This window comes from Mediannikoviicoccus vaginalis, from assembly GCF_928097925.1.
Taxonomy (GTDB): Bacteria; Bacillota; Clostridia; order Tissierellales; family Peptoniphilaceae; genus Mediannikoviicoccus; species Mediannikoviicoccus vaginalis.
This window is the reverse complement of record NZ_CAKMRI010000001.1, coordinates 268162-282617: the sequence shown is the minus strand read 5'-3', so window position 1 is coordinate 282617 and position 14456 is coordinate 268162. Positions and strand designations below refer to the sequence as shown.

Genomic DNA, 14456 nt, shown 5'->3' with positions numbered 1-14456 from the left:
GGACTTATAAGCAACTCTCCTGCAATCCTCAAATGTGTGTTTTACCTGTGTATAATAACATATTTGAAACTTTAATGCAAATAATTATTTTACATAGTCACATTCTGTGTTAGAACATCTTATTTCATCGACTCTTCTATTCTTTTTATGAACTAAAATACTTCCACATTTAGGACATTTTTCGTTTATAGGCTTGTCCCATACAGCAAATTCACAATCGGGATAGTTTGAGCATCCATAAAATACCTTTCCTCTTTTTGAAACTTTTTCAATTATGTCTCCATCCTTACAGTCTGGACATTTGACGCCTATCTTCTTTACTAACACCTTTGTGTAAGTACAGTCAGGGAAGTTGCTACATCCTATGAATTTTCCATTTCTTCCATGTTTAACAACTAAGTCATGGCCACATTCAGGACATTTTTCTCCAGTTTTTTTAGGTACCACTTTAAAATTGTCATTATCCTTCTTCGCATTTTGTAATTTCTTTTCAAAATTATCATAGAAATCAGCTACAAGTTCTTTCCAATCTAGTCCATCATCTGCAATTTTATCAAGCTCTGCTTCCATTTCAGCGGTGAATTTTTCATTTATTATCTCATCGAAATACTTTATTAAAAATGCATTTACTTTTTCTCCAAGCTCCGTTGTGAAAAATTTCTTTTGTTTTAACTCTACATAGTTTCTCTTCGTTAATGAACTAATAATTGAAGCATAGGTACTTGGTCTTCCAATTCCGTCCTCTTCCAATGTCTTTACTAAACTCGCTTCAGTAAATCTGGATTTAGGTTTTGTAAAATGTTGTTTCTTGTCAATACTTTCAGCTTTTAAAACATCATCTTTTTTTATTTCTGGAAGTATAAAATCCGTATCGTTTATTTTATAAAGCCTTGTAAATCCTTTAAATGATTCTACATTCCCATTTGTCTTGAAGATAAAATTGTTATTATTAATAACAACAGCAGTCGTCTTATATTTTGCAGGTGTCATTTGACTTGCAACTGTCCTTGTCCAAATAAGTTCATACAGTCTATATTGATCTCTACTTAGGTACTCTTCAACAGATTCTGGAGTTCTCAAAACAGAACTTGGTCTAATTGCCTCGTGGGCATCCTGTGAGTTTTTCTTATTTCTCCCATATGGATTTCCCTTTGTAGCATACTCTTTGCCAAAGTTTTTAATAATATAGCTTAAACTATCTTGAACTGTACCTGAGGAAATTCTTGTGGAGTCGGTTCTCATATATGATATTAAACCTACACTACCTTCTCTTCCAATTCTTATCCCTTCATAGAGCTGCTGTGCAACTGTCATCGTCTTGGATGCCGAAAAATTAAGTCTTCTATTTGCATCCTGCTGCAGTGTACTTGTGGTGTACGGAGGGTATGGCTTTTTACTCTTCGTTCCCACCTTTACATCAACAACTTCAAAATTATCCTTATCGAGCTTGCTTAATATTTCATTTGCTCCCTTTTCTGTTTTTATATCAAGCTTTTGTTCTTTGCCATCTTTATAAAAACCATAAAAACTTGACTCGAAGTCCATCTTGTCTTTTTTATGGTTTGCAGTTACGCTCCAGTATTCCTTCGGTTCAAACTCTCTTATTTCCTTTTCCCTCTCACATAGAAGTCGAAGTGCTACCGACTGCACCCTACCGGCACTAAGTCCACTTTTAACTTTCTTCCATAAAATAGGAGATATTTCGTAACCAACAAGTCTATCAAGGACTCTACGGGCCTGCTGCGCATCTACAAGGCGCATGTCTATCGTCCTTGGCTTTTTAATTGAATTTTTAACTGTCTCCTTTGTAATTTCATGAAACTCTATTCTATTTTCATCTTCCGGGTCAAGTTTTAAAAGCGTGGAAATATGCCAAGATATGGCCTCTCCCTCTCTATCAGGGTCAGTTGCCAATAAAACTTTATCAGAAGACTTAGCTTCTTTTTTAATTTGTTTTATTATATCTCCCTTTCCCCTAACGCTTATATACTCTGGTTCAAAGTTGTTTTCTATATCAATTCCCATTTTACTTTTGGGTAAGTCTCTTAAATGGCCTACAGAAGCTATTACTTTATAATTACTTCCCAATATTTTACCAATGGTCCTTGCCTTTGTAGGAGACTCGACAATAACTAATTTTTTAGCCACTCTATCATTCCTTTCTAACTATTGGGTAAAATATTCCACCCATTTCTTCCGTTACATAACCTCTCATTTCAAGCTTAGTCAAGGTTGCATTTATATCTTCCACTGCAATTCCTAGTTGATCTGATATTATATCACTGGTGCATGGTGTGTTTAACAATATATTTATAATATCATTTTCTATTGGATCTTCCAGTTTTATTATAATCTCTTCACTGTCTTTTATTTCCCTAGGACAAATTATATCTTCTAAAATATCATCAACTTCGGTTACAATTTTTGCCCCTTCTCTAATAAGCGCATTTGTTCCAAGGCTATAAAAACTATTTATGTTACCAGGTATTGCAAATACATCTTTCCCTTGGTCTAAAGCATAGTTTGCAGTAATTAAAGTCCCAGATTTCTTCATTGCCTCCACCACTACAACGCCTTGCCCAATTCCAGAAATTATTCTGTTTCGATATGGAAAGTTATAATTTTTTGGAGTTGTCCCCAGCGGATATTCAGAAACCACCGCTCCATTTCTTGAAACTCTTTCATATAAATCTCTATGTGTTTTAGGATATATAACATCAATGCCATTTCCTATTACACCTATGGTTCTATTTTTATTTTCCAAACTGGTTTCATGTGATATTTTGTCTATGCCATAGGCAAGTCCAGATATTATTGGTATACCATTTCTTGATAGGTCTCTAGCAATCTCTTTGCATGCCCACGCGCCATATGAAGTGCATTTTCTTGACCCAACCATGGATATGCCATACATGTCATCTTTTTGTAAATTCCCTAAATAATATAACATAAGTGGTGGGTCTTCTATGTAATTTAAGTTTATAGGATAGTCTTCATCGCCTATGAAAGTCGTCTGTGCACCTAAACTATAAACTCTTTCCATATAGCTTTTTAAATCAAAATCTCTATTCTTCAAAATCCTTTCGGAAATTCTCTTGTCCAGTCCTTTGATTTCTTTAATTTGGTCTATGTTTTCCATTAAGCTTTTATAATCAGAAAAAAATTCAATAATGGCTACGGCAGCTTTATTTGAAATTGATAGAGCATTACAAAATAGTATTAGATTTTTATCCAATTTTAGTCCTCCAGTTTTGAAACTAACTCTTTATAGCACTCATAATCTAAGTTACATTTTCTTATTGCATCAATATAATCTTCGTGAAGCGGAGCTATTAACCTAATATCCTTGTCCAATATGGGATGATGAAATTTCAAATAAAATGCATGTAACATCTGTCTAGCTACATTAACTTTTTCTTTTTTTATTCCATAGGTTTTATCACCTAATACTGGATGATATAAATATGATAGATGAACCCTTATTTGATGAGTCCTACCTGTCAATATTGAAACTTCAACCAATGAATAATCATCATTATAGCAAATCGGTTTAACAAAAGATTTTGCATATTTTCCATCATCACATACAGACATCTTAGTCCTATTGTTTACATCTCTTCCTATTTTATTTTCAATAGTAATTTCTTCATTAATTTTTCCATGTACAATTGCAACATAATGTTTTTCAACTTCCCTATTTTGAAACAATTTTTTTAGTTTCTCATGGGTATCGTTATCCTTTGCAATAATAATAAGACCTGATGTATCTTTGTCCAGCCTATGAACTATTCCAGGCCTAAAAGGTTCGTAAATATCGGAAAGTTTATCAAGTTTACAGAGCAATCTATTTACAAGTGTATTTTCTCTTACTGTCTCCGTTGGATGAACTATTAGGTCTGACGGCTTATTTAAAACAGCAATATAGTCGTCTTCGTAAATTATATCTAAGTCCTTATCTTCAGCTTCAATTTTTCCCATCTCTTCCGTTGGAAGTAAAATTTTTATTATGTCATTTGACTTTACATTGTATGATGGCTTTATAGAGCTTCCATTTACAAGGATTTTTTTAGATGTAATAAGTTTTTTTACAAAGTTTCTAGTGTAATCTTCTAAATAATCCGTAATGTATTTATCAATTCTTATTCCATCTTCTTTTACAATTATTTCTATTTCTTTCATATATTTTCAATCTGCCAATCTATTGGTTCTAAGTTGTGTGATATCAAAAATTCATTCGTCCTTGAAAAAGGTTTACTTCCAAAAAAGCCCCTATACGCTGAAAGAGGAGATGGATGTGGAGACTGTATAACATAATGAATTTTTTGATTGATGAACTTCTTTTTTGAAATAGCGTGACTACCCCAAAGTATAAAGACTATTGGTTCTTTTCTATTTCCAAGTATCTCTATAATCTTGTCTGTTAAAATTTGCCACCCAATATCTTTATGGGAGTTCGCTTGGCCTCTTCTAACTGTAAGAGTGGTGTTTAGAAGCATTACCCCCTGATTTACCCATTTCATCAAGTAGCCGTTGTTTGGAATATATCCTCCAACGTCATCCACTATTTCCTTATAGATGTTTCTAAGTGAAGGCGGAATCACGACTCCCGGCAGAACTGAAAAGCTATGCCCATGGGCTTGTCCAACTCCATGATAAGGATCTTGTCCGATTATAACCACCTTAACATCCTCGTAACTTACTTTCTTTAATGCATCAAAAATAAGATACATATCTGGAAATATTTCATAATTTTTATATTCGTTTATTAAAGTCTTCCTAAGTTTTTGATAATACTCTTTTTGGAATTCATCTTTTAAAAGTTCATCCCAACTATTATTAAACTCTATCATTGTAACTCCTCAAAGTCATCAGTTTTCATAAAGGCAATTATAAGTAGAAATGTCCCGCAAACCACTGCAATATCAGCTACATTAAACACAGGAAATTCATATCCGTTTGGAAATGTTACAGATATAAAGTCTATTACGTAATGTCTAAAAACTCGGTCTATTAAATTTCCTATAGCTCCTCCAATTATCAATGAAATTGACAGTTTAGATATTGTTGCCATGCTACTTTGACTTTTATAAAGATAGTAACACATGGCCAAAATTATAAGAAATGTAAAGAAAACAAGGATTATTTTTTTTCCTTGGAGAATTCCAAAGGCAGCTCCTCTGTTCTCCACATAGACTAGACTTAAAAAGTTGTCAATTAGTTTAATTGAACCTTTTTTTAGTCCTATGGCTAAATGTTTTGTAATTTGGTCTAAAATAATTACTGCTAAAATAATTACTATTGTCACAATTTTCTCCTAAATATATTTTAAAAATTCTACTACATAATTGTCTTTCTTTGTTCGTGATAGTGGCTCTAAAAATCTATATCTTCCATAGCCTCTTATGGAAATAACAGAAAAGTCTTCTACTAATTGGTGGGTGGATTTTTCTTCAACATAGTTAAGTTTAACTTCGCCCCTTGTAATTTTATCACTGGCTTTTTTTCTTGAAGATTTCATTAAACCCGAACAAATTGTATCAAGTCTAAGTGATGAAACTACCATGGTTTCTTGTACATAGTTTTGTTCCACATCTTTGAAGTCAAAGTCCGATATTTCTTCTATGGATATATTTTGATTACGAACCTTAAAGAAATTATTAAGTATATAATTCTCGATGGTGTTTCTAATAAATAATACTACATTGGTCTTTGTAAAAAGAATATCTCCAACCTTGCTCCTACTTATTCCTAGAGATAAAAGAGAGCCTAAAACATCACGATGATTTATATTCTCATCGGGAATTTTAAAGGACAAAGTCTTAATATACTCATCAGGCTCTGGCTCAAAATACTCTCCAAAGAGGATAAGAACATTTCGCTCACATTCCTTTAAACTCGGATACACAAGGTATCGGTCAAAGCCAAATGTATTCATAAGTGATATAGCATACTTTATCTCTATCGGTGTCATAAAGTCGGTGCAGTATGGAATACTTTTTTCCATAACCACAAATAGACTATCATAAAAACTTTTGATAGTCTGCTTTGTCTCCAGGTCCTTAATATGACCTAATATTTTATCTAATTCCTTAGACATTATAATTGATAAAATCCTTTACTAGCGATTTGATCTTTTAACTTGCCGTCTATTTCAAGTTCTTTTGGAGCTATTACAAATATATCCTTACTAACTTTTTGTATTTTGCCGTCAAGTGCATAAATTCCACCGCTAACAAAGTCAAATGTCTTTCTCTTAATATCTATGTCCAACATCTCCAAGTTAAGCACTACAACATTTTTAGATAATATATCATCTAGAACTGGAGGTGCATCTTCATATGAAATTGGTTCATGTATTAAGATTTTCACTCTGTCTGATGAGTAATTGTCATTAAATGGAACTACATTATTTTTCTTATATCTATTTGAAGTAGATACAGGTTCGCTGTACTCTTCTTTAATTTCAGGTTCATCGTAATCCCTTACATCGTCGTAATAATCTTCGTCTAAATAATCTCTTTCATAATACTCATCGTCATCATATTCGTCTTCCAATCCTAAAAGACTTTTAAATTTATCAAATTTGCCCATAGCTCCTCCTAAACATAAACTCTTTTGCCAAATATATCTGTTCCAATCCTAACCATATTGGATCCTTCTTCCACAGCGACTTTATAGTCGTGGCTCATACCCATGGAAAGGTATTTCATTTCAATATTTTTAAAATCTCTAACTTTAAGTTCGTCAAAAAGTTCTTTCATTTGTCTAAATAATGGTCTTACATCTTCTGCATCTTCATAAAAAGGTGCAATCATCATTAGTCCCTTAACTCTTATATATTTTGAACCTTCGATTAAAGTTAATAACTCCTCTAAGTCTTCTAAATAAATTCCCGACTTTGATTCTTCCTTAGCTAGATTCACTTGGATTAGACAGTTGAATATAAAGTCTTCGCTCTTACCTCTTTTTTCCATCTCTTTGATTAGAGATTTTCTGTCCAGTGAGTGAATTAACTTCGCTGTATTAACTAAATATTTTACCTTATTACTTTGTAAATACCCAATCATATGAAAGTTAATATCTTCTAAATTATTTAATGAACTTTCTTTTTTTGTAAGTTCTTGAACTTTATTCTCTCCAAAGTCATGTTGCCCATGTTCATAGGCTTCCAAAACTTTTTCTTCATCAACAGTTTTTGAAACTGCAATTAGAGTTATATCGTAGTCCAGTCCCTTCTCTTTTTTTATTGTATCAATATTATTTCTAATTTTATCTAAGTTTTCAGCAATACTCAAAAAAATCACCTATTCTAATAATTCATTGTCCGTAACCAACTTAGGGTGAAGTAGTACTTCATCGTATAAGCTTAATGTTTTATAACTCTTTCCACCAAAGGTAATCATACCATCTTTACCAATAGAAACAAAAGTATTCTTTCCATCTTCACTGATAATCTTAACAGCTTTGAACTCTACTATTCCTGATGGATTTTTTACATATGCCCCCCATAGTTCGTCTTTTTTTACAAGACTTGACGTTGGAATTAAAAAGGCATCCTCTTCATCTTTGACTAATTTAAAATCTAAGAATCTAGTATTTTCTATCAGTTTAAAACCTTCATCAAATTTAGTTAAAAATTTGGTACTCTTGCCATCGTCAAATAAATCTTTTACTTCTCCATTTAAGTATTCCTTTTCTAATTTTATTTTAATTCTGTCTCCAATTTCAGATTTTCCATTTAATTTAGAATTTGGAACTTTAAAATATAAGTAGAAAAAGTTATTATTAACTATTTTTGAACCATCAATCGTTTCATTTTCATCTTTATCTGAAGGTATTTTAAATTCAAAGTTTTCTAAATCTATGTCATATGGATTTAAAATATCCTCGTAACCATCAACTTCATTTATAAGAACTCCTGAAACTGAAACTTTTAGATTTTCACCATTTTTACTTAAAACTTCAGAAAAAGCATTGTACTTGTTCTTTAGATAATTAAGCTCTTCTCTATTTTTATAAATGTTGTTATAGTCTATTTCCTTTAAGCTCTTTAAACTCTCCAGCTCATTATTTTTCACTTTTTCATAGATATAATCAGAATTAATTGCTACAATGCTTTCATCTTCTTCCATTTCAGCTGTAGAATCTTTAGCATCTTTAGAGTCTTCTTTTTGTCTCTTCTTGTGATATATGTCTTCAATCTCATTTAGTTTTTCAGCCTGCTCCTTAGCATACTCAAGATTTAAATCTAAATTATTTTTAAAATCATTAATAGATCCAATATTAGAAAGGGCAGAAATCTTGTCCATTACTTCTTTATCGGTGTTTATACTTTCACCATATGAAATTAAATACTCTTCTCTTATTACTGGCCCTTTAAGGTTTAATATGCTTTCATATTTTTCTATACTATTTAGTTCCAAAGTTTTAGATTTAAATTGTTTTGAATATACATTTCTTGCAACAACTAAAATAAGCAATAATAATATCAAAATCTGTGGGGTAATCTTAATCTTTTTCTTTCGTCTTTTTCTTTTCATAATACCCTTCTCATTTCTTGCATCATTGTTTATTATATCAAAATTAAGAGCAAAAAAACGATAACTTCAAATTATATCTGTACAAAACCAACTTTTCTATAAACTTTTCTTAAGGTTTTATTTGCTAAGTAACTTGCTTTTGAAGCTCCCTTTGCCATTACTTCTTCAAGATATGCCTTGTCATTTATAAGTCTATTATATTCTTCTTGAATTGGTCTTAAACTTTCAATTATAAGCTCTGCTAAATCATTTTTAAATGGTCCATAGCTTTCACCTTCATACTGTTTTACAATATCTTCTACAGATTCGTTTGAAAAAGCTTGGTAAATATTTATAAGATTTTTTAGACCTGGTTGGTCGTCACTATAGCAGAAGTTTGCATCTGAGTCTGTAACTGCCCTCTTAATTTTCCTCTCAATGGTCTTTGGATCATCCAACATTAAGATATAGCTATTTTCGTCTTCACTTGACTTAGACATCTTAACGCTAGGGTCCTTTAAACTATATATCTTTCCTGTTTCTTTTCTGATTAAGTTATCTGGAACTTTAAAAGTATCTGAATACTTGCTATTAAATCTTATGGCAAGATCCCTTGCCAGTTCCAAATGTTGCCTTTGATCTTCCCCAACTGGAACAAAATCAGTTTGATATAATAAAATATCCGCCGCCATAAGCACAGGATAGGTAAAAAGTGCCGCATTTAAGTTTTCTTCTGATTTTTTTGCCTTGTCTTTGAACTGAGTCATTCTACTTAGTTGGCCCATATATGAAATGGAACTAAGTACCCAGCTAAGTTCAAGATGCTGTGGCACATGGGACTGTACAAATATAGTTGATTTTTCAGGATCAACATTACAAGCCATGTATAGTGCAAGAACTTCATATGTCCTTCTTCTTAAATCCTTTGCAACTTGCGGAACTGTAATTGAGTGTAAGTCCGCTATTGCATATATACATTCATAATCTTCTTGAAGCCTAGAAAAATTTTGTATTGCTCCTAGATAATTTCCTATTGTTAAACTACCGGAGGGTTGAACTCCGCTTAAAACTACTTTCTTATTCATAATTCCTCCAAAACATTAATTACTTACATTGTATAATATATCGTTAAAAAGTAAAAGTAGAGACACAGGGCAAATCTTTATCTCTACTTTTATTTCTTACTTTAAATTTAATATTTTATTCATTAAGTTCCAAGTTGGGATAAACTTTTAAGTCCAGCTCTGAAACTTTGCCATTAATATAATTATAATAAGCTGCTGAACCAATCATTGCTGCATTGTCTGTGCAAAATATATTGGTTGGATAAAAAAGCTTCACTCCAAGCTTGTCGCATTCTTTTTGAAGTTTTTCCTTAAGTTCAGAGTTTGCGGCAACCCCTCCAGAGATAATAAATTTTTTCATATTAAATTCTTTAATCATTCGTACTGACTTTGTAACAAGAACATCTAGAACAGCTTCTTGAAAACTTGCAGCAACATCATTTATATCAATCTCTTCATTTTTTTGATTCTTTTGATTCAAATAATTAAGCACAGCAGTCTTTAATCCACTATAGCTAAAGTCATAGGAGTTTTCGTCAATAAGTGGTCTTGGAAATTCTATCGCATGTTTATCTCCGAGCTTTGCTCTCTTGTCAATTTCTGGTCCTCCAGGGTATGGAAGTCCAAGAGCTCTTGCAATCTTGTCGAAGCACTCTCCTGCGGCGTCGTCTTTTGTTCTTCCAATTATTTCTGTATCATTATAGTCTTTAATATTTACTAAGTAAGTATGTCCCCCAGACACTACAAGGCCACCAAATGGAGGTTTTAAATCTTTGTGCACCAAGTAATTGGCGCATATATGCCCCTCCATGTGATTAACTCCAACAAGTGGTATATCCAAGGCCAACGAAAGTGCTTTTGCAGAGGATATCCCCACAAGTAGCGCTCCTATTAGTCCTGGTCCCTTTGTGCATGCAACCACATCTATATCAGAAAATGTTAATCCCGCCTCTTCTAGAGCTGCTTTAATGATGTGATTTATACTTTCGAGATGCATCCTGCTTGCAATTTCCGGTACAACTCCACCAAACACTCTATGGGTAGAAATTTGTGACGAAATTATATTTGAAAGTACATTTCTTCCATCCTCTACCACAGCAACGGAAGTTTCATCGCATGACGTTTCTATGGCTAAAATTTTTAAGTTCTTCTTCATCTATACTCAACCTCATTAATAATCCATCTTCCAATGGTTTCGAATAATATCCTTTTATTCGAGAAACTAGTTTAAATCCATATTTCTCATAAAGACCTATTGCCCTATAATTGAATTCACGTACCTCTAATGTAATAGTATCAACTTCTTTTTTTCTACAAATTTCAATTATCTCTTGTATTATAAAGCTTCCTATTCCCTTTCCCTGGTAATTTGGTCTTACGGCAATATTATATATATCACATTCGTTCATTATAATCATAATTCCAAAATAGGCAACTGGTGTGCCTTTGTCAAATACAATGTAAAAATGATTACAGGGGTTTTCAATTAGGGTTTCAAAAGATTCATATGCCCATGGAAAACTGAAAATTTCATTTTCCATTTCAGATACGAGGGCAATTTCTTTTTGAGTTACTTTTTCCACTCTATACATTTTTATTTTCAAGATCCCTTTGTGCCTGTGACTTTCTAATGTATTCAGGTTTTAAATCTAAATAATCTTTCTTAGCTTCATCTTTGTTTTCATAAGCTATCTTAGAAATATTAGATGCTATATTGGTGTTTAAATTTTCAATGTATTCATATCCTAGCTCTGTAATATCATCTAAAAAGTCATCCACATCTCCAACAAAAAGATATTTTTCATTGGTCATTTTTAATTTTTCAACTAAGTCTTCAAAGTAGATTAAATCTTCACTTTCAATTTCTTCCAATTTCTTATCCTTCCACTGGTATATTCCATAATAAACCCTTCCACCTCTTGCATCTATAATAGAAACTATTTTTTTTGGAGAATACACTCCTCTTGCAATAGATTTTAAAGTGGAAACGCCAATTATGTCTTTATCAAACACCATGGCCAATGTCTTTGCCACTGTCATGCCTATACGAAGGCCTGTAAATGACCCAGGACCCTTTCCAACGGCATATAGGTCTATTTCATTAGTGGATAATCCAAGCTTGTCTAAAAGCTCTTTAATCATGGGTACCAAGGTTTCACTATGGGTCCTCTTCTGGTTTATATTAAATTCTCCAATTATCTTTCCATCTTCCATTACACTGCAAGAAGATATCATTCCAGATGTCTCAATACTTAAAATTTTCATTGTAATCTCTCTATTAATTTCTTTTCCTCTCTGTTATTTCCTAAAATACTAAACTCTCTTCCAGTGGTAGAAGTCTTTTCAATGTGTATCTCAATAAGGTTTCTCGGCAAATAACTCTTCGCCCTCTCCGCCCACTCAATTATGGTTATGCCATCAGGATAAAATAACAAGTCAATATCTAATGTTTCCATTTCAACTTCATTTTCCATTCTATAAAGATCTAAATGATTAATTTCAAAGTCACCATAATAGGTATTAACTAAAGAAAATGTTGGACTTGTAACATAGTCTAAAACTCCAAGTTGTTTTAGTAGATATTGTGTAAATGTAGTTTTACCTGCACCCATATCTCCAACTAAAGATATAACAGAGCCTTTATTTAAGCCCATAGATAATATCTTTGCAAATTCATTTGTATCTTCTAAACTATTTGAATTAAATTTATACATATCGCTCCAATTAAGAAAGGAATCGCTAAGCGATTCCTCTATGCCTTATTCATATATTTTTCAATCGGCTTTACTAGTGCTACAGCTACGACTGAATTGAGAAATCCCTTTATTATATTAAACGGGATTATAACAATAAATAAAAATGTTGCTGAGTTCTTTACAAGCGGATTAATCTTTCCAAATGTCTTTGCATATACTGGTATATCCAATCCATATAGCGGAAATATAAAGAAATAATTACTTATGGTTGCAACTGTTGCCATTGCCAAAACTCCAATTGTTAAAGCAAATGCAGAGTTTTTTGCTGTCTTCTTTTTGCTATAAAGATATGAAGATGTACACACTAGTGCACTTGAAACAATTAAGTTAGATAGCTCTCCAATAAATCCCGTACTTGTTGACTGTACAATTAATTTTACTATCAACTTAATTATTATAACATAAAATCCTGCTAATGGCCCCATTGTGAATCCAGCAATAAGTGCTGGCACTTCTCCAAAGTCTATGTCCATAAATGGTGGAAACATAGGTAGTGGAAAGTGAAATGCAATCATCAAAATTCCTGCTATAGCACCAAGTAGCGCTATTCTTACCAACTTTTTAATATTCATATCGTCCTCCTAATTTAGGGGCATTAAAAAAACCCCGTATTACTTCGGGGCTATAATAGCTATCTCTTCTTTCATCCAGACTATACTGTCGGTTTTGGAATTTCACCAAATCGGCCTAAGTGGCTCGCGGACTATAACCGCCGGTGAGGAATTACACCTCGCCCTGAAGATATTTTTATTATACCACAACATCATCTAAAAATAAATTAATTTAATGGTACAATATAGTTGAGGTGATAATATGAATAAATACGTAAATGGACTTATGGACTTTATAGATAACAGTCCTTCCGTCTATCATGTTAATAAAAATATTAGAGAAAGACTTTACGAAAATGGTTTTACAGAACTTTTAAGATCTGAGAAATGGAAATTAAAAAATAATGGAAAGTATTTTATAAGCAATGGCGATTCTGCAATTATTGCATTTACTGTTAATGATATTAAAAAATTTACACACTTTAACATTGTAGGTTCACATAGCGACTCCCCTACTTTTAGAATAAAACCAAATCCTGTAATGATTGAAAAGGATAAGTATATTAAACTAAACACAGAAGTTTATGGTGGACCAATTTTAAGCACATGGTTTGATAGAAGCCTTTCAATTGCCGGGAGAGTTTCTGTTGTTGAAAATAAAAAAATCATTTCAAAACTAGTAGACTTCGAAAAACCTGTTACTACAATTCCAAACTTAGCAATTCATATGAATAGAGAGATAAATAAGGGTTACACTTATAATCCTCAAAAGGATACTCTACCAATACTTGGAATGTTGTCTTCAAATTCAGAAAAAGATGAACTCTTAATAACTTTGATTTCTGAAAAATTAAATGTAAAAAAGGAAGATATTCTAGATTTTGATTTATTTTTATATGACACAGAAAAAGGAAAGTACATTGGAATAGACGAAGAGTTTTATAGCATTGGACGAATAGATAACCTTGGTATGGCCTACTCTTCAATTGAAGCTCTGATTTCTTCGAAGTCAAAGAGTGGAATTAATGTTGTATTAGTTTCAAATCACGAAGAGATTGGTTCAATGACAAAAGAAGGTGCCGACTCTCCTTTCTTAAGAGATGTGTTACAAAGAATTGTCTACACTACTGGTGGAAATTTTGAAGATTTTGATATAGCAATAGACAAATCATTTATGATTTCTGCCGATCAAGCACATGCCCTTCACCCAAATTACGTTGAGAAGAACGACCCAACTAATTTCCCAATCATAAACGAAGGACCATGTATAAAAATGGCTGCTAGAATGAGTTACACTTCAGATAGCATATCAGCTTCATTTATAAATAAATTATCTAGAGATATAGATGTTCCTGTACAATACTTTGTAAATCGTTCAGATATGCCTGGTGGATCAACAATTGGTCCAATTAACTCATCACATCTAAATATAAAATCAATTGATATGGGATGTCCAATTCTTGGAATGCATTCAGTAAGAGAGCTGGGAGGTTCTAAAGACCAAGAATATATTCATTTGTTATTTGAAAAATTCTTTGAAGATATTTCACTATAAACAAAAATTAG

Annotated in this window: 16 protein-coding genes and 1 riboswitch; of the genes, 1 reads left to right on the top strand and 15 read right to left on the bottom strand. The window is 32.3% G+C overall.

What is annotated here, in order from left to right; translation table 11 throughout:
* Window positions 1-84 precede the first annotated feature (84 nt).
* The 15 genes from topA to L6651_RS01330 form a co-directional block, all read right to left on the bottom strand.
* On the bottom strand, window positions 85-2148 hold the full coding sequence (gene topA / locus L6651_RS01400; protein ID WP_237036273.1) for a type I DNA topoisomerase: 2064 nt from the start codon (window positions 2146-2148) through the stop codon (window positions 85-87).
* 4 nt (window positions 2149-2152) lie between these two features.
* Window positions 2153-3235 (bottom strand): DNA-processing protein DprA, encoded by a 1083-nt coding sequence (gene dprA / locus L6651_RS01395; protein WP_237036272.1) that lies wholly within the window; start codon window positions 3233-3235, stop codon window positions 2153-2155.
* Between the two features lie 2 nt (window positions 3236-3237).
* Window positions 3238-4179, bottom strand: a complete 942-nt coding sequence (locus tag L6651_RS01390) for an RluA family pseudouridine synthase (protein WP_237036271.1) — start codon at window positions 4177-4179, stop codon at window positions 3238-3240.
* Window positions 4176-4850, bottom strand: a complete 675-nt coding sequence (locus L6651_RS01385) for a uracil-DNA glycosylase (RefSeq protein ID WP_237036270.1) — start codon at window positions 4848-4850, stop codon at window positions 4176-4178. The genes L6651_RS01390 and L6651_RS01385 overlap by 4 nt, the downstream gene beginning before the upstream one ends.
* Window positions 4847-5305, bottom strand: coding sequence for a signal peptidase II (lspA, locus tag L6651_RS01380; RefSeq protein WP_237036269.1), 459 nt, complete (start codon window positions 5303-5305; stop codon window positions 4847-4849). Before lspA ends, L6651_RS01385 begins: the two co-directional genes overlap by 4 nt.
* A 9-nt stretch (window positions 5306-5314) precedes the next feature.
* Window positions 5315-6097, bottom strand: coding sequence for a YlmH/Sll1252 family protein (locus tag L6651_RS01375; protein ID WP_237036268.1), 783 nt, complete (start codon window positions 6095-6097; stop codon window positions 5315-5317).
* A complete protein-coding gene (locus L6651_RS01370; RefSeq protein WP_237036267.1) occupies window positions 6097-6591 on the bottom strand; it encodes a cell division protein SepF in 495 nt (164 codons plus the stop codon). Before L6651_RS01370 ends, L6651_RS01375 begins: the two co-directional genes overlap by 1 nt.
* 8 nt (window positions 6592-6599) lie before the next feature.
* Window positions 6600-7295: a YggS family pyridoxal phosphate-dependent enzyme gene (locus tag L6651_RS01365; RefSeq protein WP_237036266.1), complete on the bottom strand. Its 696-nt coding sequence runs from the start codon at window positions 7293-7295 to the stop codon at window positions 6600-6602.
* A 9-nt stretch (window positions 7296-7304) separates the two neighbouring features.
* Complete coding sequence (locus L6651_RS01360; RefSeq protein ID WP_237036265.1) at window positions 7305-8540, bottom strand: biotin/lipoyl attachment domain-containing protein; 1236 nt, start codon at window positions 8538-8540, stop codon at window positions 7305-7307.
* A gap of 71 nt (window positions 8541-8611) precedes the next feature.
* Window positions 8612-9607: a tryptophan--tRNA ligase gene (trpS, locus tag L6651_RS01355; RefSeq protein WP_255784918.1), complete on the bottom strand. Its 996-nt coding sequence runs from the start codon at window positions 9605-9607 to the stop codon at window positions 8612-8614.
* Window positions 9608-9719: 112 nt separating this feature from the next.
* Entirely contained in the window at window positions 9720-10739 is a 1020-nt protein-coding gene (gene tsaD, locus L6651_RS01350; protein WP_237036263.1) for a tRNA (adenosine(37)-N6)-threonylcarbamoyltransferase complex transferase subunit TsaD, read from the bottom strand.
* Window positions 10693-11187: a ribosomal protein S18-alanine N-acetyltransferase gene (gene rimI, locus L6651_RS01345; protein WP_237036262.1), complete on the bottom strand. Its 495-nt coding sequence runs from the start codon at window positions 11185-11187 to the stop codon at window positions 10693-10695. Before rimI ends, tsaD begins: the two co-directional genes overlap by 47 nt.
* Window positions 11168-11848: a tRNA (adenosine(37)-N6)-threonylcarbamoyltransferase complex dimerization subunit type 1 TsaB gene (gene tsaB, locus L6651_RS01340; RefSeq protein ID WP_237036261.1), complete on the bottom strand. Its 681-nt coding sequence runs from the start codon at window positions 11846-11848 to the stop codon at window positions 11168-11170. Before tsaB ends, rimI begins: the two co-directional genes overlap by 20 nt.
* Window positions 11845-12297, bottom strand: a complete 453-nt coding sequence (gene tsaE / locus L6651_RS01335; RefSeq protein WP_237036260.1) for a tRNA (adenosine(37)-N6)-threonylcarbamoyltransferase complex ATPase subunit type 1 TsaE — start codon at window positions 12295-12297, stop codon at window positions 11845-11847. Before tsaE ends, tsaB begins: the two co-directional genes overlap by 4 nt.
* A gap of 38 nt (window positions 12298-12335) precedes the next feature.
* Window positions 12336-12911, bottom strand: coding sequence for an ECF transporter S component (locus tag L6651_RS01330; RefSeq protein ID WP_237036259.1), 576 nt, complete (start codon window positions 12909-12911; stop codon window positions 12336-12338).
* A gap of 59 nt (window positions 12912-12970) precedes the next feature.
* A riboswitch (FMN riboswitch) is annotated at window positions 12971-13086 on the bottom strand.
* A 66-nt stretch (window positions 13087-13152) separates the two neighbouring features.
* Between L6651_RS01330 and L6651_RS01325 the strand changes: the two genes are divergently transcribed.
* Entirely contained in the window at window positions 13153-14445 is a 1293-nt protein-coding gene (locus L6651_RS01325) for a M18 family aminopeptidase (protein ID WP_237036258.1), read from the top strand.
* The last annotated feature ends 11 nt before the right edge of the window (window positions 14446-14456 follow it).